This window comes from Faecalibacillus sp. H12, from assembly GCF_013361255.1.
GTDB classification, from domain to species: Bacteria; Bacillota_I; Bacilli_A; order Erysipelotrichales; family Coprobacillaceae; genus Faecalibacillus; species Faecalibacillus intestinalis.
Map to the genome: position 1 here is coordinate 25,610 of NZ_JABWDK010000010.1, position 22,806 is coordinate 48,415.

Below are 22,806 nucleotides of genomic sequence, written 5' to 3' on the forward strand. Positions count from 1 at the left end.
AAATAAGAAATGAGGAAAGAAAATGAATTTATTTGATATGGATGAAGATATAAGAAAACTACCACTTGCCAGTAGAATGCGCCCTGTAAGTATAGATGAAATTGTAGGCCAACAACATATTATTGGAAAAGATAAATTACTCTATCGTGCTATTAAAGCAGATCGTTTAGGTTCTATTATTTTATATGGACCTCCAGGGGTTGGAAAAACAACGATTGCGAGAGTTATTGCTAATACAACAAATTCACATTTTTGTAAATTAAATGCGACGAATGCAGGAATTAAAGATGTGGAAAAGATAATAGAAGAAGCTAAATTTAATCAAAATGCTTATCATAAAGGAACGATTTTATTTATCGATGAAATTCATCGTTTTAATAAAACACAACAAGATTATCTTCTTCCTTATGTAGAAGATGGTATTGTTATTCTCATTGGAGCTACTACTGAAAATCCATATTTTGAAGTCAATAATGCCTTACTTTCAAGATGCCGTATCTTTGAATTAAAACCTTTAGAAAAACAAGATCTAATCCGTTTAATTGATAGAACGCTTACTGATCAAAAACGTGGTTTAGGAAATGAAAAAATCATAATTGATGAAGATGCTAAAAACTTTTTAGCTGACATGGCTAGTGGTGATGCAAGAAGTGTTTTAAATGCCTTAGAACTTGCTTATCTTACTACAGATAAAAACAAAGAAGGAAAAATTCACATCAGTCTTGAAGTCGCAGAAGAATGTATTCAAAAAAAAGCAATTCGCTATGATAAAAGTGGCGATAATCATTATGATGCGATTTCTGCTTTTATTGAATCTATGAAACATACAGAACCAGATGCAACTTTATATTATCTTGCTAGAATGTTGATTGCTGGAGAAGATGTCAAATATATTGCAAGAAGAATATGTGTATGTGCAAGTGAAGATATTGGTCTTGCTAATTCACAAGCTCTAGTTGTGGCTACAAATGCCTTTTTGGCAGTAGAAAGAATAGGAATGCCCGAAGCGGCTAAGATCTTAGCTCATGCAGCACTTTATGTTTGTTGTTCTCCTAAATCAGATACGGTATCTCGAGGGATCACACAGGCAATGGCAGATGCTAAGCAAACAACCAATGTACCTATCCCTCCTTTTTTACAAGATGCAAGTTATAAAAATGCCCAAAAACTTGGTAGAGGTGTTGGTCTAGATAATATTCATGCTTTTAAAAATCATTATTCGGGTAAAAAATGTATGCCAAAAGAATTATCAAATAGACATTATTTTCAATTGACACAAATGGGAAATGAAAAGAGTATTCAAAAGTTTTTAGATTATTTACGTGAAAATAGAAATAATTAAATGAAAAAAGTAAAGATGATTGGCAATCTTTACTTTTTAAATACTTTTTTTAAAGTTTCTACCAATTGGTAGAATCGTATAATCTTTTAAAATCAATTCTTTTGCTTTGATTTCTTTGATAAAGTTTTTATTAATAACAAATGATTTATGAATTTGAATAAAATTATTAGAATCAATTTCTTTAATAAAAGAAGATAAGTTTTTTCTTTCAATAAAGTCACCATTATCATGATGAATAATAAGTTTATGATTCATTGATTCTACATACATGATTTGAGCAAGTCTTAATTCAAAAGACATTTGTTTGTTTTTATAATGATAAGTCTTAAATCTTGAAAATATTTGTTGGTGAATGGTTTCTGATTTGGAATAAAGACTATTTTCTAAATCATCATTTTCAAAATATAAATGTACCCCTAAGGTTAAACATTCATTGAGTAAATGAAAATCTTTAGGACCAATAATGTAAATCAAAGTTTCTGGATATTTATTGATTTGATGGATTTTGTCTAAATCATTAAGTGAATTTATTTCAATAAAATAGATATCATCATAAGATGCTGGATTGAATTTTTCTAAATAGTAATCTTTTGCTGCAAAATATTTTTTGATTATCTCAAAATAATAATCTTGTACATGACAGGCGATACGAATCATTTTCTATCACCAGCTATCTTTTCTAAATAATAAGCTAAAGGCTCTTTTTTATCTAATTGATCAAGAATATGATAACGATCTTTAAAGATAATTCCTTTTTCTTTTAAAAATTCAATTGCATCTATTACTTCTTTTCTTTTCCTTGTAACAATGGGTTGAAAAGAAAAAGAAGATCCATCCTTCATTAATACTTTAAAAATAACATTATAACCATTAGTGCCATAAAAAAGCATCGGAACTGCTTCATAAGTAACTTGGATACACATGATTTTATCCAGCTTTATTTTCATTTGATAATCTATATTTCTTGTAAAAAGACTATGAAAAAAAGCACGGGATTTTTCTACTACACTATCATAAAAAGTGTATTTAAGATAATGTTCATCAACTTCCCAAATATTTTTACAAAATGCCATACTAGGAAGAAAGATAAAGATAATCAAAAAAATAAGCATAAATCCGCAAATATTCATTCCTGAAAATGGACTATAAATGATTAAAAAAACAGCCCAAGCAATAATTAAAGCTGAATAAATAAAACTTGATTTATAGTTGGGTTTGCCTACTTTATATTTCATGTTATCCCTCCTTTAACTGTATTGTATCATAAGTTATTTAGTTAAAGATGTTGTTTGTGTCATTTCTAGGTTGTTGGTGCCACTTTTATTGTAAGGTGTGATGGAAAGTTTATGATGGAGTTAGGAGGTGGAAGCAATGAAGGTTTTTTCACTAGCTACGTTAACATTAAAAAGAAATAAAAAACAATATATGATTTATGGACTCACACTTATTTTTGCAATTGTCATTCATTTGATCTTTTCAGAATTTATCAACAATCCCTATTTAATAGAAGCAGATAGGGCTAGAGGAATAGATGATCCTCTTGGAGCGGATATACCATTATCAATGGGATTACCCTTTTTAATTATTTTATTTTGTTGGTTTATGATTATTTATGCCAGTCAATATAATTTCAATAAAAAACATCAAGAATTTGGAATTTTATTTACTTGTGGTTTTAACTTGTTAGATTTTATTAAATATACACTTATTCAAATGGGAATCGTTTTTATCTTTGTTTTACCGATTTCATTTATTTTAGGTGTTCTTAGCTTATTTTTCATTCATTCAAAGATATATCCTTATCTACAAATCAATTATTCAATTTATACCATTATGCCAAGTACCTTTTTTACAACGATTTCAGCTTTATGTGTATTAGTTGTTATTGTGATCATCTTTTTAATAGGGCAACTTCATAAAAGTGATATTTATACTTTGATTAATGATGAAAATAAGGTACAAGCTATTCATTTTGTAAGTTTTAAAAAAATGATGATGTATTTACTTATTTATTTGATAGGATTTTGTTCAATTATAACGGTTGAAGGAAATTTAATAAATTATATTCCGCCAACAGCTTTAGGGGTGATAGGAATGTATGGTTTGTATAAGTATCTATTGCCACAACTCTTTTTAAAGAATAAAAAGAATTTAAAAGGAAAACAAATTTATATTTGTTTATCACATGTGGGATTGATGATTAAATCAACAGCTTCGTTAATTGGCTTACTTACATTACTGATAACAGTTTTATTACCTGTTTTAGCGTCACAAAATATTGAAAGTAATGAATTTGTGACAGGAATGATTAGTTATTTGTTTATTGTAGCGATGGTAATTATTTCTATTTTATATAAGATGAATATGGAAAAGAAAAATAAAATGAGAGAGTTTTCTATTTTAAATAAAGTAGGTTATGTTTATAGTGATTTAAAGCAGATACTTTTGAAAGAAAATATCCTTTATTTTATTTGTGTTTTAGTAATTCCAGTACCTTATTTAATCTTTATGGCGAGAGAGTTTATTTTAATGAATTCAACAATGTTATTTTTCTATAGTGGATTATTTATCTATTATGTAGTGACATTATTGATTTGTCTTTTATTAAATTATCATGCAGGGAAAATACAATTATTAAAAGGAGAGTAACAACTATGGAAACAGTTTTACAAGCAAAAAATATGACAAAGATTTATGGTATGGGAAGTAAACAACCATTTACAGCTTTAGAAAATATAGATTTAGAAATTAAAACAGGAGAGTTTATTGTTGTTATGGGACCGTCAGGTTCCGGTAAATCTACTTTAGTAAATAATATTTCAACAATAGATATTCCTACTAATGGGAGTTTGTATATTTTAAATCAAGAAGTGAAACAAATGTCTGAAAATCAATTAGGGAAATTTAGATATCAATATTTAGGTTTTATTTTTCAAAATTATAATTTATTAAATTCCTTAACAATCTATGAAAATATTATGATTCCTTTAAAACTCATTGGCGAAGATAAAAAAGTTATTGATGAAAAAGTCCATCAAATTACAAAAGAATTAGATATTGAATCACTACTCAATAAATATCCTCATGAATGTTCTGGTGGACAACAACAAAGAGTCGCTATTGCAAGAGCATTAATTGGAAATCCTAAAATCATTATTGCAGATGAACCAACAGGAAACTTAGATAGTCAAAATTCACATGAAATATTATCTATCTTTAAAAAGATGAATGAAAATCATATTACGATCATTATGGTAAGCCATGATCCATTGATTGCTTCTTATTCTTCAAGACTTCTTTATTTAAAAGATGGTAAAATTGAAAAAGAATTATTTAAAGGAGATAAGACTCAACAAGAATATTTTAAAGAAATTGTAAGCATTAATTCAAAAGAAATGCAAAAGATGTTGGACTAAGATATAATAAATAAAAGGAGATGATTTATATGGGTTTTAATATTTATATTTTTATCATTGCTGTTATTATTGTAGGTCTTTATTTTTATATGAATAAAAATAAAGAAAAGAAACATGAAGAGAAAAGATATGATTTGATTGTTATCTTTAAGGAAGAAAAATATACAGATATTAGAAATAATGAATCTCTTAACCAACTAGCAAACTGGAGTTATTATTCTAAAAAAGGATTTAGAGGTTTTTGTTTACAAACAAAAGAAGAGTTAGAAGGAACGATTATTCAAGAACTAGCTTTAGAAAAAGATGATTTTGAAGTGATTAATGGAGATCCGGAATTGTATGTACCTTCATAGAAAGGATTACTTGTTTGTATAATTTATACAAACAAGTTTTTTTATGAAAAACTTGATTTTTATTAAAGGACAGGTGTAAGCTTTTGGAGAATGAATAATAAAGGATGAAGGAAAATGAATGTTAATGAAATAAGAGAAAAAAGTAGAAGTGTTATTGGACCTTATTGTAAGTCATGTCCAGTATGTAATGGAAAAGCTTGTTCGAATAAAATACCTGGACCAGGCTCTAAAGGAACAGGAACAGTAGCTATTAAAAATTATGAGGCTTGGCAAAAGATAGAAGTTAAAATGGATACTCTTGCTGAAAATAAAGAAATTGATACAACTTTTGAAATGTTTGGAAAAACATTTAAGTATCCTATTTTTGCTGGACCGGTAGGAGCAGTAAGTCAACATTATAGTGATTTATATAATGATAATACGTTTAATGAAATTTATGTACGTGCTTGTGCAAAAAGTGGGATTGCTGCTTTTACAGGGGATGGTTTAAATGAAGAAATCATGGTGCATGCAACACATTATATTAAAGAAAATAATGGCATTGGTGTTCCAACGATTAAACCTTGGGATAAAGAAACATGTTTTAAAAAATTAGAGTTGGCAAAAGCTTCAAAGGCTTTTGCGATAGCAATGGATGTTGATGCTGCCGGACTTCCTTTTTTACAAGGAAGAATACCTCCAGCAGGTAGAAAAAGTGTTGCTGAACTTAAAAAAATCATTGATTATGCCAAAGTTCCTTTTATTGTTAAAGGAATTATGTCAGTTGAAGGAGCGCAAAAAGCGATTAATGCAGGTGCTCAAGGGATTGTTGTTTCCAATCATGGAGGAAGAGTTTTAGATGGGACTCCTGCAACAGCTTCTGTTTTAGAAGAAATTGCTGATCAATTTAAAGGACAAGTTAAAATTATTGTTGATGGTGGTATTCGTAGTGGTTTAGATGTTTTTAAAGCCCTTGCTTTAGGGGCGGATGCAGTCATTATAGCAAGACCATTTGTTAATATGATTTATGGTAATGGTGAACAAGGTATAGAAGCATATGTCCAACAATTAGGTCAAGAATTAGAAAATACGATGATGATGACAGGTGTTTCTTCTTTAAAAGAAATTTCTAAAAAGAATATTTATAAATAGAAGTCTTTGTAAAAAACTATAGACTTCTTTTTTTATTATAATAATAATTGTTGTTTATGAATTATTATCGTGATAATATATAGATATGAATTATTATCATAATAATAAGGAAATGAGGAAGAAAAAAGTATGTACAAAAGTTTAGAGCCTTATGCAAAGTTAGTTTATTTTTTAAGTGCTGCATTAGGTGACAATTGTGAAATAGCTTTACATGATTTAACATCTAAAGATCAAGAAATCGTAGCTATTTCAAATAATCCAATTTCAGGAAGAGAAGTTGGTGCGAAGTTATCAAATTTATCATTACATTATCTAGAAGAAAAACAATATTTAAATCATGATTATGTTATGAACTATAAAACAGTAGGAAATGATGGTAAATTAATGAGAGCGGCAACTTATTTTATTAAAGAAGAAGGCCGTGAAATGCCAGTTGGTATGTTATGTATTAATGTTAATATTTCTGATTTAGAATATTTAACTTCTACAATTAAAAAGATTTTGGGAATTAAAGAAGAAAAAGATATCGAATTTAAAATGGATAACCCAGTTGAAATCTTATCATCACCATTAGATGAAATGATTGATATGTATATTAAAGAATGTTTAGAAAAGATGGGATTCCCAAGTTATTTCTTAGCTGAAAGATTAAATGTTGATGAAAAGATCAAGGTTGTAAAATATTTACAAGAAAAAGGGACATTTAAGGTAAAAGGTGCTATTGTATTAGTGGCTGAAAAATTAGCGGTATCTGAACCAACTGTATATCGTTATTTAAAGAAAAATGTTTAAAGGAGAAAATGAATGAGTGATTTAGTTTATGTAAGTGGACATAGAAATCCAGATACAGATAGTATTTGTTCAGCAATTGCTTATAGTTATTTATTAAATGCAACAAATAAATATAATGCAGTTCCTGTACGTTTAGGAGAAATTAATAGAGAAACTGAATATGTTTTAAAACGTTTTGGAGTAGAACATCCTGTTTTACTTAAAACTGTTAAACAAAAGGTAGAAGATTTAAATTATGATAAAGTAACTGTTTTTTCTAAAGATTTAACTTTAAAAACTGCATGGTTTTTATTAAAACAACAAAATTTAAAATCTGCTCCTATTTTAGATGAACATGGTCAATTATTAGGGCTTTTATCTACATCTAATATTATTGAAGGATACATGGATCAATGGGATAGTGAAGTTTTAAAGAAAGCTAAAACTCCTGTTGAAAATGTTATTGATACATTAGAAGCTAATGTGATTTATTTAAATGAATCTTTAAAAGTTGTTGAAGGTGATATTCACATTGCAGCAATGTCAGGTAGTGAAGCTAAAAAACGTATTCATGAAAATGATGTTGTGATTGTAGGTGGAGATAGAAGTGATGATTTAGAAGAACTTATTTCAGTTAAACCATCTTTAATTGTATTAACTGGTTCTTTAACTGCTGATGAAAATGTTGTAAAAAAATGTGAAGAACAAGGAATTTCAATTATTTCTACACCATTTAATACTTATCAAACATCTCAACAAATTGTTCAAGCAATTCCTGTTGAATATGTCATGATCAAAGGAGATATTAAAACTTTCTCTACAGATGATACTTTAGATTATATGAAAGAAGTTATGTCTGAAACAAGATATCGTGGATATCCAGTTATTGATTTAAATAATCGTTGTGTAGGAAGTATTTCTCGTTTTGCTTTATTAAAAGGATTAAGAAAAAAAGTTATTTTAGTAGACCACAATGAAAGAGGTCAATCTATTCCTGGTGTTGAAGAAGCTGATATTTTGGAAATCGTCGATCACCATAGAGTGGCTGATATTCAAACAGTAGGACCATTATTATTTAGAGGAGAACCATTAGGTTCAACAGCTACAATTGTAACTAAAATTTTTGATGAATTAGATGTTGAAATGCCAAGTCATATTGCTGGTTTATTATTAGGTGCGGTTGTTTCTGATACATTATTATTCAAATCACCAACTTGTACACCAGTTGATACTAAGATTGCTAAGAAACTAGCTGAAATTGCAGGTGTTGATATTCAAGAATTTGCAATGGAAATGTTTAAAGCAGGAACATCTTTAGTTGGTAAAACTGTAGATGAAATCTTTAACCAAGACTTCAAAAAATTCAGTTTTGATAACTTACAAGTAGGGGTTGCACAAGTAAACTCAATGGATATTGAAGGATTCTTACCATACAAAAAAGATATGTTAGATTATATGAATAAATTTGCGGAAGATAATAATTTAGAATTCACATTATTATTACTTACAGATATTATCAACGCTAACAGTGAAATCTTTGTTGGTGGACCACGTCCTGAATTAGTAGAAAAAGCATTTAATGTTCAATTAACAGAATGTCAAGGAACATTAGCTGGTGTTATTTCTCGTAAAAAACAAGTAGTTCCAGCAATTACTGCTGTTATGAGTGAATAAGATGAGATTAGATAAATTTTTAAAGGTATCTAGAATTATTAAAAGACGTACTTTATCCAAAGAAATTTCTCAAAGTGAACGTGTTAAAGTCAATGGTAAAGTAGCTAAACCTTCAACAAAGTTAAATGTTGGAGATTTGATTGAAATTGAATTTGGAAGAACGATATTAACGGTTAAAGTTAAACTTCTTAAGGAACATGTTTTAAAAGATGAAAGTACAATGCTTTATGATATTGTTGATGAAAAAAGAAAAGAAGTAAATGAATAAGAGAATGTCATGAACATTCTCTTTTTTTCATATGATGTAGAGGAGGGATATTATGGATAATCAAATACATTTTGAACAAACACCTTATCATCATGTGTATTTAAAAGATCGTAAGACATTGGAACTTACAGGCATTAAAAAAATTGAAAGTTTTGATTCTTTAGAATTTTTAATTGAAACATCTTTAGGATATTTAAATATTAAAGGTAGCGATTTAGCACTTGTGCGTTTTGATCAAGAGAAAAAAGAGGTCAGTATTAAAGGAAATATTGATGCGATTTCTTACTTATCGAATAAAAGAACAACAAAGAGTAAAGATAGTGTTTTAAATAAATTATTGAAATAATGGATTTAATTACACAAATACAAGGAATAGGGTATTCTTTTGTATACGGAATTATCTTTACCTTTGTATATCATTTTATTTATAGTCATCTCATCAAAATTAAAATCAAATTTATTTATTTTATTATGCAATGTTGTTTTGGTATTATTTTTGCTGCAATCTATTTTATAGGCTTATTAAAAATCAATGAAGGTATTTTAAGAGCGTATTTTTTAGTGAGTGTTTTGGCGGGATATGTTGTTTATCAAAATTTGATGCATGAAAAAATGTATATTATGATCGTTAAAATAAACCAAAAATTAACACGACTATTTAAACCTGTGCGCTTTGTTTTTTTGAAGTTTGATGGTATAATAGGGTCTATAAAAAAGAGGGTGAAAAGATGACAAAAAAAAGACTAAAAAAAGTGTATAAACCAATGGCTTATCTTTTTATTGGATGCTTTTTAATATACATCTTATTATCTCAAGCCATGTCTGTTTTTTCAAGAACAGCAGAAATTGACAAACTCGAAAAAGAAGTCGCAATAGTAAAAAAAGAAAAGAAAGATTTACAAAATGAAGTAAGTCTTTTAAATGATGATGATTATGTGACACGTTATGCAAGAGAAAACTATGTTTTCACAAAAGATGGGGAACAAGTTGTCATCTTACCAGATATAGATCAAGAAAAATAAGCAGAGATTGCTTATTTTTGTTTTAGGAGATTTTTTATGATTATTAAAGAAGAAATGTATATTCGTTCATTGAAAAGAAAAAGACATATTGATATTTATGTACCTGATGATTATCAATCAGCTAAAAAAAGATATCCTGTGTTAATAATCAATGATGGCCAAAATGCTTTTTTTGATGAACAATCTTATATAGGAAAAAGTTGGGGATTTTTAGAAAGTGTACGGGAGCTGAAATTAGATGTGATTTTAGTAGCTATCTACTGTAATTTTGAACCTTTAAAAAGAGAAGATGAATATGGTCCTTGGGTCATGAATCAAGAATTTTCAAGAGAATATGATACTCATAGACTCGTAGGAGGAGAAGGAAATGCTTATGTTACTTTTTTGACAACGCAATTAAAACCTTATCTAGATCAAAACTTCCCTACTAAAATAGATGATTATGGTATTGTAGGAAGTTCAATGGGAGCTTTGATTTCATTTTATGCTTTTTTAAAATATCCAACGATTTTTAAAAAATGTGCTATTCTTTCAACAGCTTTTTGGATTTATGAAGAAGAGTTTGTAAAGTTATTGAAAGTTAGTTCAATAAGTCATAATATGTTGTATATGGACGTTGGTGGTCAAGAAGAAGATGAAAGATATATTCCAAGTAATCTTCATTTAAAGGAATGTATTGAAGAAAAAATTGATCATTTTCAATATCATTTCTTTCCAGAGGGAAGACATAGTGAATATGATTGGTCACAAAGAGTGCCACTTTTTTTAAAGATGTTTTATAAAGGAGAATAAGTATGTATCGTTTAATGTTTTCAGATTTAGATGAAACTTTATTAGTAAATCATCATGTACCAAAAATGAATCAAGAAGCTATTTTAAAAGCAAGAGAACAAGGTTTAAAGTTTGTTCCTTGTACAGGAAGAGCTTTTAATATGATTCCAGATATTTTAAAAGAAATAGGTACATATGATAAAGCAGGAGAATATTCACTTTGTTTTAATGGAGGTCTTATTGTTGAAAATAAAGATAATAAAGTTCTTCATTTTAAAGGATTAGATTTTAAACAAGCAAAGGAAATATTTGAAAATGCAAGAAATTTAGATGTTTGTGTTTTAGTTTTTACTTTAGATTGTTGTTATATTTTTCATGCAGATGAAGATGAAATTCAAAGAAAAATTGCACAAAAAGCAAAATTTAAAGTAATCGAAGATTATGATATTGATTTTCTAAAGGATGAAAAAATTGCAAAGATTCTATATGAAAAAAGAGACATGGATTATTTAAAACAACTTGCTAAAAAATTACCTGAAAGTATTCAAGAAACATGTAGTATTGCATTTTCTAGTGGACGTTATTTAGAAATGAATACCAAAGGTGTTGATAAAGGTTATGGGATGCGTTGGTTAGTAAATTATCTAGGATATGATATGGATGAAACGATTGGTATTGGAGATAATTATAATGATGTAGAAATGATTAAAACAGCTAAACTTGGTTGTGCAGTGGCTTGTGCAAGTGATGATATTAAAGAACTTGCTCAATATGTGACACAAAAAGATTATGATGAAGGGGCTGTTAAAGAAGTTATTGAAAAATTTGTATTAGGAGAAAATCATGAATAGATTTAAGACCATTGTTGAAATAGAATCACAAAAAGAATATTATCAAAAACTACATCAAGTTATTGAAAAAGAATATGAAACCAAAACGATTTATCCACCTAAAAAACAAATCTTTAGAGCCCTTAATTTATGTGACTTTGATGATGTAAAGGTTGTTATTTTAGGACAAGATCCTTATCATGAACCTCATCAAGCCAATGGACTTGCCTTTTCAGTTACCAAAGATGTGCGTATACCACCAAGTCTTGTGAATATTTATAAAGAAATTCATGATGATTTAGGACTTCCTATTCCTAACCATGGTGATTTAACTTATTGGGCTAAACAAGGTGTTTTGTTACTTAATAATGTTTTGACTGTTGAAAGAGGAAAAGCAAATTCTCACAAGGGATTAGGTTGGGAAACTTTTACATTGAATATTGTACGTTATTTAAATGAAAGAGAAAAACCACTCGTTTTTATTCTTTGGGGAAAGAACGCAATCGAAAAGAAAAAATACATTGATTCTAGACATTTAGTACTTACAAGTGTGCATCCTTCACCACTTTCAGCATATAGAGGTTTCTTTGGTTCAAGACCATTTTCTAAAACAAATGAGTTTTTAATTAAAAATGGAATGACACCTATTGATTGGAGTATTCCCAATGTTTAAAACAATTGATGAAGCTTTGAATTTTATTGAATCACAAAGAATGAAACGTTCTTTTAAAGAGTTTCAAGAAATTATAAAAAGGTATCATCTACCTGTTGATTTAAAAAATGTTATTCATGTAGCAGGAACAAATGGAAAAGGCTCAACAGTGACTTTTATTAAAGATTTACTAGTAAAACAAGGCTATCATGTAGGAACGTTTACATCACCTTATATTATTAAACATAATGAAAGAATTTCGGTAGATGGAAAACCTATTTCTGATGAAGAGTTGTTACGATTAGTCAATGATTTATATCCAATAATAGAAAAAGAACATCTTTCGATGTTTGAAATAGATACAATAATCATGCTTAATTATTTTCATGAATTAGATTTAGATTATCATGTGATTGAATGTGGGATTGGTGGTTTGAATGATAAGACAAATGTCATTCAAAGTCAGGTAGCTGTTATTAGTAATATTGGTTATGATCATCAATTTATGTTAGGAGATACTTTGTTAGAAATAGCCGGGCATAAAGTAGGTATTGTTAAAGAAGGGGTCCCTTTATTTACAACTGAACAAAATAAAGAAATATTAAGTTATTTTAAAGATTATTGTACAAAACATCAAAGTACTTTTTATCCTTTACAAGTAGAAAAACAATATCAGTATCCTTATCATCTACATTTTCATCAAAAAAAATATGTATTACATTTACCAACATATCAAGTAAGTAATTTAACGCTTGCTTTAAATGTTGTTGATTATCTATGTGATTTAAATGATGAAGATATTCAAGCGGTGATCGATGATTTTAAATGGCCTTGTCGTTTTGAACAATTTGGACATCTTTATTTAGATGGTGCTCATAATATCAGTGGAATAGAGGCATTGATTCAAACAATCAAAGAAAGAAAGTTAGAAGATGTTGGAATTGTTTTTAGTGCTTTGATGGATAAAGATTGTCAAAAGATGTTAGATATGTTGAAAGAATTTGATGTTGTGATTGCTGATTTTGATGATGAAAGAAGTCAAGGAGGACATATTCCCTATCAAAAAGCTATTGAAATAATGAAGGCTAAACATCAAAATATTGTTGTAACAGGATCATTACATTTTGTATCAACAGTACGAAAATATGTAATAAGTGCGTAAGCACTTATTTTACTTTATATTGATAATCTAAAGGCTCATCAAATTCTGCCCATAATAAATAAACAAGTAATAACATTACTGTTTTACCAGTATCAGTTACGATAATAAAATGATCTCTACCAGCTTGTTGCAATGTTCCTGTATAAATCTTATCATTCCATGTTTTAGAACCGGTATAACTAAAATAGAATGTTCCTTTTTTACCAACGTTAACACGTAAGATGTTTTCAACGTATGTTTGTTCTACGGGTTGAGTAGGGGGAACAGTTTGTTGCCTGGTAAGATTTTCATTATCATCTTCTTTTACTAAGTAAGGGTTTAAATCATCAAAATAATCCATAGAGACCTCCTATAAGTCACAATTATCTTTTAACCCTGGGTTATAAAAACAATGTTTTTTATATCTTCCAGATAGTCTTCCATAAAACGTTTCTGGACAATCAACATTTGTGCCAGGATTTTTAAACCATAAGGCGTTCGTGGCGGGTTCATTTCGATAGCCATTAATACATCTTAAGGCAATGTCTTTTTCATTTTGACTCACAGGTTCATTAAATAGCGGTTGTCCTACTCCAGCAAATTGATTTGTCTGATAGACAACTTCACTAATAGTTCTGACATTTCTAAAAATGTCACAATTTGCGACAACACGATTGACAATGACATTTCCTACAAGGAGCATGCCTTCTTCGCCCTCTCCTAAAGCTTCAGATTTTATCAATCTCGCCAATAATTCGACTTCTTTTTCGGTATATGAAATTCGAGCCATGTTTTCACCTCAAAATAATTTATGATTATCCTTTAAATTTATGTCAAAAAAGGAGTACAATAATATTACCCTAAGTATTTGATCTATTATTGCTTAAAAACTTAAATAATTCCGTGAATTATAAAGTGAAATATGATAAGATAAAGATGTAGATTAAAGCGCTTACATTTTGTATAGGAGGAGTTAAAAATGGGAAAAGAAATTGTCGCTATGATTTTAGCTGGAGGGCGTGGAACACGATTAAAAGAACTTACAGCAAAAGTCGCAAAACCGGCAGTTCACTTTGGGGGGAAATATCGTATCATCGACTTTCCACTAAGTAACTGCGCAAATTCAGGTATTGATATCGTAGGTGTACTTACACAATATGAATCAGTTTTACTTGGAACTTATGTTGGAGCTGGAACTAAATGGGGATTAGATGGAGCTAATTCTTTGGCTGCTATTTTACCAGCACGTGAAAGAGACGAAGTAGGAGCCACTTGGTATGCAGGTACTGCAGATGCCATTTATCAAAACTTAGATTTCTTAGATCGTTATGATCCAGAATATGTTTTGATTTTATCAGGAGATCATATTTATAAAATGGAATACGATCAAATGTTAGAAGCTCATAAACAACGTGGTGCAGATGCTACAATTGCAGTATTAAATGTATCACTTAAAGAAGCGAGTCGTTTTGGTATTATGAATGCTCATGAAGATGGAACTATTTATGAATTCGAAGAAAAACCAGAACACCCAAAATCAACTCTTGCATCTATGGGTATTTATATCTTTACTTATAAACAATTACGTAAATATCTAGTAGCTGATGCAAAAGATAAAGATAGTAAACATGACTTTGGTATGAATATCATTCCAGCAATGTTAAATGATAATAAAAAGCTTTATGCTTGGGAATTTGATGGATATTGGAAAGATGTTGGTACTGTAGATAGTTTATGGGAAGCTAACATGGATTTACTTAAAGATAAAGATTTAGATTTATATAATATCAAAAAAGATTGGAAAATCTATACTGAAGACACTTTAGGAAAACCTCAAATTATCGGTGAAAAAGCAGAAGTTAAAAACTCTCTTGTTACTCAAGGATGTATGGTTAACGGAACTGTTGAAGGATCTGTTTTATTCAATAATGTCAATGTTGGAGAAGGCGCAAAAGTTGTTGACTCTGTATTGATGCCTGGTGTTCTTGTAGAAGAAGGGGCAGAAATCTATAAAGCCATTATTGATGAAAATGTAGTTGTTAAAGCTGGAACTGTCATTAATTCAGAAGCTAAAGAAGTTGAATTAGTGAGCGATAATAGTAGATAAGAGGGGGAAGTAAAGATGGCAAAAGTTATTGGTTTAGTAAACTTACATTCAGATATAGAATTTACGGGATTAACAGAAAGAAGACCAGTGGCCTCTGTAAGCTTCCTTGGTCGTTATGGAATTATTGACTTTGTTTTATCAAATATGTCAAATTCTAAAATAGATGCAATTGGGGTTATGATTCAAAAGAAACCACGTTCTTTATTTAAACATTTAGGAAATGGTAATTCTTGGAACTTTAACCAAAAAGCTGGTGGTGTTTCATTACTTTATAATGAAAAATACGCTAACGATCCTAAATACAATCATGATATTAACAACTTAGTTGAAAATATTCATTTCTTAGAAACAAGTAATGCAGATTATGTTGTGATTGCACCTGCTCATATCGTTACAACAATGGATTATAATGATGTGATTACAGCTCATGAAAAATCAGGAGCATCAATCACAATGACTTATCGTAAAGCAAAAGATGCAGATGTTGCTTGGGTTGGTTGTGATGTTTTAGAAATAGATAAAGATGGTTTATTAACTGGTAAAACAATTAACAAAGGTACAAGAAAAAGACAAAATATTTCATTAGAAACTTATGTAATCAATAGAAAAGAATTATTAGAAATCATGAAAAAGGCACATAAGATTTCTGCTTTCTATGATTTAAAAGATATTCTAGGATATTTATGTGATGAAAAACAAATTCATACTTATGAATATAAAGGATATGCTAGATGCTTAGATTCTACAGAAGCATACTTCAAATATTCATTGGAAATGTTAGATATTGATATTTCATCACGTGTATTTAAATCAAATTGGCCAATTTATACAAATACAAACGACACACCTCCAACAAAATATTTAGAAAACGCTAATGTTAAAAAATCGTTCGTAGCCAATGGTGCAGTAATTGATGGAACTGTTGAAAATAGTATTCTTGGACGTGAAGTTACAATTGGAAAAGGTGCAGTTATTAAAAACTGTGTTATCTTCTCTGGATCTAAGATTGCTCCTGGAGCAGTATTAGAAAACGTAATTATTGACAAACGTGCAAAAGTTGAAAAGAAATTAGAATTAAAAGGAACAGAAACAAGTCCACTTTATATTAAAGAAGGAGACCGTGTTTAATGAGAGTTATGTATGTTGCCAGTGAAGCGACTCCTTTTATCAAATCGGGTGGTTTAGCTGACGTTATTGGTTCATTACCAAAAGAAACAGCAAAAAAAGATGTTGAAAGTATTGTTGTTATTCCTAAATATCAAGATATGAAATTTGTTGATCAAATTGAATATGTAACAAATTTTGATATCTATATGGGATGGAGAAAACGCTATTGTGGTATATTTAAAGCTGAAGTAGATGGTGTAACTTTCTATTTCATTGATAATGAACAATATTTTGGTAGACCAGGATTATATGGTTATGATGATGATTATGAAAGATTTGCATTCTTTGATTTTGCGGTTCTAGAATTAATTAGTCATTTAAATATTAAACCTGATGTTTTACAATTAAATGATTGGCAAACAGCAATGATTGCAATGCTTTATAAAGAAAGGTATTGTTATTATGATTATTATCAAAATATTAAAATTGTATTCACAATTCATAATATTTTGTTCCAAGGAAAAGCTGATCCAAAATTATTGGAAGAATACTTTGCGTTAGATAGTTATTTATATTATAACGGGAACTGTCGTAATGATGGATGTTTAAATATGATGAAAGCGGCAATTTTCTACAGTGATGTTATTACGACAGTGTCTCCGACTTACGCTAAAGAAATTTTAACTGATCAATATGGTGAAGGATTACAATCTATTCTTGAAATGAGAAAACATGATTTATATGGTATTTTAAATGGTGTTGATTATGATGTTATCAATCCAAGTAAAGATCAAACAATCGTTAAAAAATATTCAGCTCGTTCAGTTAAAAATGGTAAGTTGGAAAATAAATTAGCATTGCAAAGACAAGTTGGATTACCAGAAGATCCAAAAGTTGCTTTAATCGGTATCGTAACAAGATTGACTGAACAAAAAGGATTAGATTTGATTATTAATCAATTTGAAGCGATGTGCCAAAGAAGAGTTCAAATTATTATCTTAGGTTCAGGAGATCATATGTATGAAGATGCTTTAAAAGGTGCAGCATGGGCTCATCAAGATAAAGTATCATTCCAATGTAAATATGACTTTGTATTGTCAAATCGTATTTATGCAGGATGTGATATGTTCTTAATGCCATCATTATTTGAACCTTGTGGTTTGTCACAAATGATGTCATTAAAATATGGAACAATTCCTATTGTTAGAGAAACAGGTGGTTTAGCTGACAGTGTTCAACCATATAATGAATTTGAACAAACTGGTACAGGATTCAGTTTTTCTAACTATAATGCACATGAGATGATGGATACAATTGATTATGCATTGCATACTTTCTATGATTATCCAGATGCATGGGATGCAATAGTGCAACGTGCAATGGCTGAAAAATTAGATTGGGATGCAAGTGCAGAACAATACATTCGTTTATTTGCGTCATTACTTTAAAAATAGAGGAGTATCACTTGGTGGTACTTCTTTTATTATCTTTAAAAGTATTGATAATAAGGGTATTATATGAAATATAAGGGAGTTGTTGACATGAATAAAAAAGGAAACAAAAAGGGTTTACATTAGTAGAAATTATTGTTGTACTTGTCATACTTGCAGCTATTGCAGTTCCATCAGTATTGGGATATGTTGAACAAGCAAAATAAGCTGAACAATTATATTCTGAACAATTATATAAAGTAAGAGATGCATTGATTGCATCACAAACAACTTTGATTAGAACTTATGGGACTGATGGTGAATTTGGTAATGATAATGGCTCTAAAAATGGAAATAAAAAATTAACTAAAGAACAGGCTGCTGATTTAAAATCAAAAGCAGGATTGGGAAAAGTCCATATATATTGATTTTTGGAGCGGGCCATACTTCTTATAAAGGAAGTGCAGATGAAGAAAAAATGTATCATGTTTACTGTGCTATCTATCAAGAAACAAAAGATAGTAAGCCATGGTTTTATGATGGTAAAATATGGTCTCATAAATACTTATGGTCTAAAAGCGGAGGAGCAAATACTAAAGAAGAAGCGGGGCGTGCAATGTATACAAAGGCTGAAAATGGCATTAACTATAATCGTATGAAAGGTGTAAAGGATTCTACCAAACAAGATGTTAAAGTACAATTGTATTGTGCTTATATTAAAGGTGAATCTAATGCTTCTGATGATGTTCCTGGTTTTTGGAATGATATAAGAAATAAAAGCAATTAATGTCAGTTTAAACTGGCATTTTTTCTTTAAGAACAAAATGGTCTTTTCCATAGAGTTGTCAAAATCAATAAAGTCGTGTAGAATAATAAGAAGACGAGGTGATGATATGAAAAGCATAATAAAATTAATGGTGGTTTTTGTTTGTGTTGTTTCATTAGTTGCTTGTGGGAAAAAAGATACAACTGTTTCAGCAAATAGAGATGGTGTTTTATATGAGGCAGGTGTAGGTGTTTCTTTTTATTATCCTTCTGATTTTAAATTAAGTGAGGGTAATCCAAATGATGGAGTTACACGTTTTACTAAAGAAAATCAAATATTATTTTATAAAGTAGAAGAAAATGAATATGATAATGATACTGATCAATTATCTGAACTTTATAAAGGTGAATTAGAGGCTTCAGAAGTTTCATCATTAAAAGTTAAAAGGCCAGCTTTAGAAAGTGGACTTAAATGTTATGAATATAAGGGAAGTTATGTAAAAACTGGATTGAAGTTTATTCATTTAGTATATTTTGATGATAAGAATACGTATGTTTATGGTTATGAAGCAAATCAAAAAGATTTTAGAAAGAATTTAAAGAAAATGATTGTTTATTTAGAGTCTTTTACGAAGTCTTCTGGATTGTAAAATAAATATTTTGTGATAGAATAAGGTCAATAAAAAAATTATAGGTAAGAGAAGTATATTGATGATATTTTATAGAGAGGGCATGCTGGTGGAAATTGTCTAAATGATTGAATAGAAATGCACTTACTTGAGTCTTTTGAAAAGAAAGAACGTTGATTGCGTTAAGGTCATGATAAGCATCGTCTATCTGGTGGAAGAACACGACAGTGTCTAGATAGTGTATGCTTTTTTTATTAGAGGAGGAACATTATGAAATTATTTAATACACTTACAAATAAAAAAGAAGAATTTAAACCTTTAAAAGAAGGTGAAGTAAGTATTTATGTATGTGGACCTACAGTTTATAACTATGTTCATATTGGAAATACAAGACCAATGATTGTTTTTGATGTTTTAAGAAGAACATTTGAATATTTAGGGAATAAAGTGACTTTTGTTTCAAACTTTACTGATGTAGATGATAAAATTATTAAAGCAGCTAAACAAGAAGGTATTACTGAAAAACAATTAACTGATAAATATATTAAGGCTTATGAAGATGTTAGAAGAGGATTAAACTTAGAATTTCCTACTTATGCACCTAGAGTTACAGAAACAATGGATCAAATTATTTCTTTTATTCAAAAATTAGTAGATAAAGGTTATGCATATGTTGTTGATGGAGATGTTTATTTTAGAGTTTCTAAAGTAAAGGAATATGGCGAATTATCGGGTATTAAAATTGAAGACCTTGTAGCAGGTGCAAGTGAACGTGTTGAAGATAAAGGTGTTAAAGAAGAAACAACTGATTTTGCTTTATGGAAGAAGACAGATGAAGGTATTCAATTTGATAGTCCTTGGTCAAAAGGTAGACCAGGATGGCATACAGAATGTGTTGTTATGATCAATGATATTTTTGAAAATGGGCGTATTGATATCCATGGTGGAGGTCAAGATTTAAAATTTCCACATCATGAAAATGAAATTGCTCAATCAAGAGCTTTAAATGGGCATCCTATTGCAGATACATGGATGCATAATCAAATGATCAATATTAATAATGAAAAGATGTCTAAATCTTTAGGTAATGTTGTTTGGGCTAAAGATTTAATTGTAGAACTTGGATGCAATGTTTATAAATGGTTTATGTTATCAAGCCATTATAGAAATCCTTTAAATATGACAAATGAGATTATTGAAGGTGTAAAAAAAGAAGTAGCTAAAGTAGAAAACGTTTTAAAACAAACATCTCTTTATGTACAAGTAAATCATCTTGATGGTGATGACTTTAATAAAGACACTGTTGATCATATGGTAGATGCTTTAGCTGATGATTTGAATACTTCTTTAGCTTTAACTGAAATTTTAAATCAAGTTAAAGTATTAAATCAAGCAATGCGTGTTAAAGAAAAAGACAATACTTTAATTTTAAAAGAATATAATACTTTACTTAAGATGACAGATGTCATTGGATTTGTTTTTAAACCAAAACAATTAGATGAAGATGAATTAGAATTATATTCAAAATGGTTAGACGCTAAAGTTGTTAAAGATTTTGAAAAAGCTGATCAATATCGTGCAGAATTAATTCAAAAGGGGATTATTTAATGAATCCAGATTTTATCAATCCATTAGTTCTTGCTTATTTAGGAGATAGTGTTTTAGAACTTTTAGTTAGAGATTATTTAGTAAAAGAAAGTGAACTAAAAAAAGTAAATGAGTTGTGCCAAGAAGCAACTCATTTTGTTAGTAGTTTGTCCCATGAAAAATTTATTTTACATTTATTAGAAACTGATTTTTTAACTGAAGAAGAAGTTGGTATTTTTAAAAGAGGGAGAAATACAAAAACTTCTAAAAGAGATACTAAGGAACATCGTTATTCAACAGGATTTGAATGTTTAATAGGACATTTATATTTAAATGAATGTAAAGATAGAATTTATGAGATATTTGATGAATTCAAAAGATATGTAAATGAGACAAATTTGAGACAAATTTGAGACGAAAAATGGAGAAAAATATGAAACAATATATATATGGAAAGAACCCTATCATGGAGGCGTTAAAGGGTGCAAGTGTTTATAAGATTTATATGTTAAATGGGCATAAGGATCCTAAAATTTTTGATATTTGTAAAAGAAATCAAATTCCATTAGAATTTGTTGATAAAAAAGAATTTGATAAGAAGGTAGGAAAGGTTGTTCATCAAGGAGTAATGGCCTATATTGAAAATTATCGCTATTATACAATTGATGAAATTTTAAAAGATATTCCTGAAAATAAACAACCTCTATTACTTATGTTAGATGGTTTGGAAGATCCTCATAATCTAGGTGCTATTTTGAGAACATGTGATGCTGTTGGTGTTGATGGTGTTATTATTGGAAAAAATAGAAGTGTTGGATTGAATGGAACGGTTGCGAAAGTTTCAACAGGAGCTATTCATCATGTAAAAGTAGCACAGGTAACAAATTTAACAAGAACATTAGAAGATTTAAAAAAGAAGGCATTTTGGATCGTTGGTTGTGAATTAGAAAACAGTCAAGATTATAGAAGTGTTGATTACAATATGCCTACAGTATTAGTTATTGGTTCAGAGGGATTTGGAATGTCAAGATTGGTAAAGAAAAGTTGTGATATTAATGTTGTTTTACCAATGGTAGGACATGTGAATTCATTAAATGCATCAGTAGCTGCATCTGTTCTTTTATATCAAGTCTATAACTCACGTCATCCTTTATAGTAAGAAAGGAGAGACAAACTATGATAGCGTATAATGAACAAGAATTATTGTATTTATATCATTTAGGTTCTTCAATAGCGTATAAATTGTTGTTAGATGAGTATAAAAATAAAATTGAAATTTTTGTGAAACGTTATTGTAGAGAAACAGCATTAACTTCTGCAGAAGATTATAGTCAAGAGGCGTTACTTGTTTTGATTGGAATTTTTGATCGCTATCGCTATGATAAGAATGCTTCTATAAATACATATTTTTCATATGCGATTAATGATGTATTAAAATTACAAAAAAGAATACTTAATAGAGGTAATAAAATTTCTACGATTTCTTTAGATCAAGAAATCTATGGAAGTAATATGCGTATTGAAAATATTATTGCAGATCAAAAAAGTTATAATAGACCGGAATATCAATTACGGTTAAATGAAAACAAAAGTTATTATTTAAATAAAATAGAAAAAGCAAGCTCTTCACTTGAAAGAAAAATATTTGATTGTTTTATGAAAGGATATAAGAGTAAAGAAATTGCTGAATTGTTGAATATTGATATTCGTTGTGTCTATAATGCGAAATATCGCTTACAAAAAAAGATGGACAAATCTAAATAAGATTGACTATAGCTAGCTTTTATGCTAAATTATAGTGGCATAGAAA

At 29.0% G+C, this 22,806-nt stretch carries 29 protein-coding genes and 1 pseudogene; 26 read left to right on the plus strand and 4 right to left on the minus strand.

The window, feature by feature from the left end:
- Nucleotides 1-22: 22 nt before the first annotated feature.
- Nucleotides 23-1,342, plus strand: a complete 1,320-nt coding sequence (locus tag HUU89_RS08305) for a replication-associated recombination protein A (RefSeq protein WP_175301510.1) — start codon at nt 23-25, stop codon at nt 1,340-1,342.
- Nucleotides 1,343-1,378: 36 nt separating this feature from the next.
- Here the strand turns inward: HUU89_RS08305 and HUU89_RS08310 are convergent, their stop codons facing one another.
- Entirely contained in the window at nt 1,379-1,999 is a 621-nt protein-coding gene (locus tag HUU89_RS08310; RefSeq protein WP_175301511.1) for a LytTR family DNA-binding domain-containing protein, read from the minus strand.
- Nucleotides 1,996-2,577 carry a hypothetical protein gene (locus HUU89_RS08315; protein WP_175301512.1) on the minus strand — a complete coding sequence of 194 codons (582 nt, stop codon included), beginning with the start codon at nt 2,575-2,577 and terminating at the stop codon, nt 1,996-1,998. The genes HUU89_RS08310 and HUU89_RS08315 overlap by 4 nt, the downstream gene beginning before the upstream one ends.
- 136 nt (nt 2,578-2,713) lie before the next feature.
- Between HUU89_RS08315 and HUU89_RS08320 the strand changes: the two genes are divergently transcribed.
- The 14 genes from HUU89_RS08320 (at nt 2,714) to HUU89_RS08385 (ending at nt 13,392) form a co-directional block, all read left to right on the plus strand.
- Nucleotides 2,714-3,991, plus strand: a complete 1,278-nt coding sequence (locus tag HUU89_RS08320; protein WP_175301513.1) for an FtsX-like permease family protein — start codon at nt 2,714-2,716, stop codon at nt 3,989-3,991.
- A gap of 5 nt (nt 3,992-3,996) precedes the next feature.
- Nucleotides 3,997-4,758, plus strand: a complete 762-nt coding sequence (locus HUU89_RS08325) for an ABC transporter ATP-binding protein (RefSeq protein ID WP_147580622.1) — start codon at nt 3,997-3,999, stop codon at nt 4,756-4,758.
- Nucleotides 4,759-4,787: 29 nt separating this feature from the next.
- A complete protein-coding gene (locus HUU89_RS08330) occupies nt 4,788-5,111 on the plus strand; it encodes a hypothetical protein (RefSeq protein WP_175301514.1) in 324 nt (107 codons plus the stop codon).
- A gap of 114 nt (nt 5,112-5,225) precedes the next feature.
- On the plus strand, nt 5,226-6,242 hold the full coding sequence (locus tag HUU89_RS08335) for an alpha-hydroxy-acid oxidizing protein (RefSeq protein WP_175301515.1): 1,017 nt from the start codon (nt 5,226-5,228) through the stop codon (nt 6,240-6,242).
- Nucleotides 6,243-6,371: 129 nt separating this feature from the next.
- Entirely contained in the window at nt 6,372-7,034 is a 663-nt protein-coding gene (locus HUU89_RS08340; RefSeq protein WP_032090790.1) for a transcriptional regulator, read from the plus strand.
- 12 nt (nt 7,035-7,046) lie between these two features.
- Nucleotides 7,047-8,687, plus strand: coding sequence for a putative manganese-dependent inorganic diphosphatase (locus HUU89_RS08345; protein ID WP_175301516.1), 1,641 nt, complete (start codon nt 7,047-7,049; stop codon nt 8,685-8,687).
- 1 nt (nt 8,688) lies between these two features.
- A complete protein-coding gene (locus tag HUU89_RS08350; RefSeq protein WP_022002647.1) occupies nt 8,689-8,955 on the plus strand; it encodes an RNA-binding S4 domain-containing protein in 267 nt (88 codons plus the stop codon).
- A gap of 52 nt (nt 8,956-9,007) precedes the next feature.
- Entirely contained in the window at nt 9,008-9,301 is a 294-nt protein-coding gene (gene yabP, locus HUU89_RS08355; protein ID WP_022002646.1) for a sporulation protein YabP, read from the plus strand.
- A complete protein-coding gene (yabQ, locus tag HUU89_RS08360; protein ID WP_032090788.1) occupies nt 9,301-9,687 on the plus strand; it encodes a spore cortex biosynthesis protein YabQ in 387 nt (128 codons plus the stop codon). The genes yabP and yabQ overlap by 1 nt, the downstream gene beginning before the upstream one ends.
- Nucleotides 9,684-9,977 (plus strand): FtsB family cell division protein, encoded by a 294-nt coding sequence (locus HUU89_RS08365; protein ID WP_032090787.1) that lies wholly within the window; start codon nt 9,684-9,686, stop codon nt 9,975-9,977. The genes yabQ and HUU89_RS08365 overlap by 4 nt, the downstream gene beginning before the upstream one ends.
- A 36-nt stretch (nt 9,978-10,013) precedes the next feature.
- Nucleotides 10,014-10,769 (plus strand): alpha/beta hydrolase, encoded by a 756-nt coding sequence (locus tag HUU89_RS08370; RefSeq protein WP_032090786.1) that lies wholly within the window; start codon nt 10,014-10,016, stop codon nt 10,767-10,769.
- Between the two features lie 2 nt (nt 10,770-10,771).
- Nucleotides 10,772-11,599: an HAD family hydrolase gene (locus HUU89_RS08375; protein WP_032090785.1), complete on the plus strand. Its 828-nt coding sequence runs from the start codon at nt 10,772-10,774 to the stop codon at nt 11,597-11,599.
- Complete coding sequence (locus tag HUU89_RS08380) at nt 11,592-12,251, plus strand: uracil-DNA glycosylase (protein WP_175301517.1); 660 nt, start codon at nt 11,592-11,594, stop codon at nt 12,249-12,251. Before HUU89_RS08375 ends, HUU89_RS08380 begins: the two co-directional genes overlap by 8 nt.
- Nucleotides 12,244-13,392, plus strand: coding sequence for a bifunctional folylpolyglutamate synthase/dihydrofolate synthase (locus HUU89_RS08385; protein ID WP_175301518.1), 1,149 nt, complete (start codon nt 12,244-12,246; stop codon nt 13,390-13,392). The genes HUU89_RS08380 and HUU89_RS08385 overlap by 8 nt, the downstream gene beginning before the upstream one ends.
- Before the next feature lie 4 nt (nt 13,393-13,396).
- Here HUU89_RS08385 and HUU89_RS08390 read toward each other — a convergent pair whose 3' ends face one another.
- Together HUU89_RS08390 and HUU89_RS08395 are read right to left on the minus strand one after the other, a co-directional pair.
- Nucleotides 13,397-13,732 (minus strand): spore coat protein GerQ, encoded by a 336-nt coding sequence (locus tag HUU89_RS08390; protein ID WP_022002639.1) that lies wholly within the window; start codon nt 13,730-13,732, stop codon nt 13,397-13,399.
- 9 nt (nt 13,733-13,741) lie between these two features.
- Nucleotides 13,742-14,161: a cell wall hydrolase gene (locus HUU89_RS08395; protein WP_119364011.1), complete on the minus strand. Its 420-nt coding sequence runs from the start codon at nt 14,159-14,161 to the stop codon at nt 13,742-13,744.
- 189 nt (nt 14,162-14,350) lie between these two features.
- On the opposite strand from HUU89_RS08395, the gene HUU89_RS08400 reads away from it, so the two are divergent.
- From HUU89_RS08400 to HUU89_RS08450, 11 genes and pseudogenes are all read left to right on the plus strand, one after another.
- Entirely contained in the window at nt 14,351-15,478 is a 1,128-nt protein-coding gene (locus tag HUU89_RS08400; RefSeq protein ID WP_117826327.1) for a glucose-1-phosphate adenylyltransferase, read from the plus strand.
- Between the two features lie 15 nt (nt 15,479-15,493).
- On the plus strand, nt 15,494-16,606 hold the full coding sequence (gene glgD, locus HUU89_RS08405) for a glucose-1-phosphate adenylyltransferase subunit GlgD (RefSeq protein WP_032090780.1): 1,113 nt from the start codon (nt 15,494-15,496) through the stop codon (nt 16,604-16,606).
- Nucleotides 16,606-18,033: a glycogen synthase GlgA gene (glgA, locus tag HUU89_RS08410; RefSeq protein WP_032090779.1), complete on the plus strand. Its 1,428-nt coding sequence runs from the start codon at nt 16,606-16,608 to the stop codon at nt 18,031-18,033. The genes glgD and glgA overlap by 1 nt, the downstream gene beginning before the upstream one ends.
- Nucleotides 18,034-18,143: 110 nt before the next feature.
- Nucleotides 18,144-18,242, plus strand: a pseudogene (locus HUU89_RS08415) (type IV pilin protein); the annotation flags it as partial.
- 45 nt (nt 18,243-18,287) lie between these two features.
- Nucleotides 18,288-18,443 carry a hypothetical protein gene (locus HUU89_RS08420; RefSeq protein ID WP_175301519.1) on the plus strand — a complete coding sequence of 52 codons (156 nt, stop codon included), beginning with the start codon at nt 18,288-18,290 and terminating at the stop codon, nt 18,441-18,443.
- Nucleotides 18,440-18,802, plus strand: a complete 363-nt coding sequence (locus HUU89_RS08425; protein WP_175301520.1) for a hypothetical protein — start codon at nt 18,440-18,442, stop codon at nt 18,800-18,802. Before HUU89_RS08420 ends, HUU89_RS08425 begins: the two co-directional genes overlap by 4 nt.
- A 106-nt stretch (nt 18,803-18,908) precedes the next feature.
- Nucleotides 18,909-19,430, plus strand: a complete 522-nt coding sequence (locus HUU89_RS08430) for a hypothetical protein (protein ID WP_175301521.1) — start codon at nt 18,909-18,911, stop codon at nt 19,428-19,430.
- 249 nt (nt 19,431-19,679) lie between these two features.
- Nucleotides 19,680-21,017, plus strand: coding sequence for a cysteine--tRNA ligase (cysS, locus tag HUU89_RS08435; protein WP_147580611.1), 1,338 nt, complete (start codon nt 19,680-19,682; stop codon nt 21,015-21,017).
- On the plus strand, nt 21,017-21,409 hold the full coding sequence (locus HUU89_RS08440) for a Mini-ribonuclease 3 (RefSeq protein WP_119364007.1): 393 nt from the start codon (nt 21,017-21,019) through the stop codon (nt 21,407-21,409). Before cysS ends, HUU89_RS08440 begins: the two co-directional genes overlap by 1 nt.
- Nucleotides 21,410-21,429: 20 nt before the next feature.
- Complete coding sequence (rlmB, locus tag HUU89_RS08445; RefSeq protein ID WP_032090775.1) at nt 21,430-22,152, plus strand: 23S rRNA (guanosine(2251)-2'-O)-methyltransferase RlmB; 723 nt, start codon at nt 21,430-21,432, stop codon at nt 22,150-22,152.
- A 20-nt stretch (nt 22,153-22,172) separates the two neighbouring features.
- A complete protein-coding gene (locus tag HUU89_RS08450; protein WP_022002629.1) occupies nt 22,173-22,760 on the plus strand; it encodes a LuxR C-terminal-related transcriptional regulator in 588 nt (195 codons plus the stop codon).
- Nucleotides 22,761-22,806 lie beyond the last annotated feature (46 nt).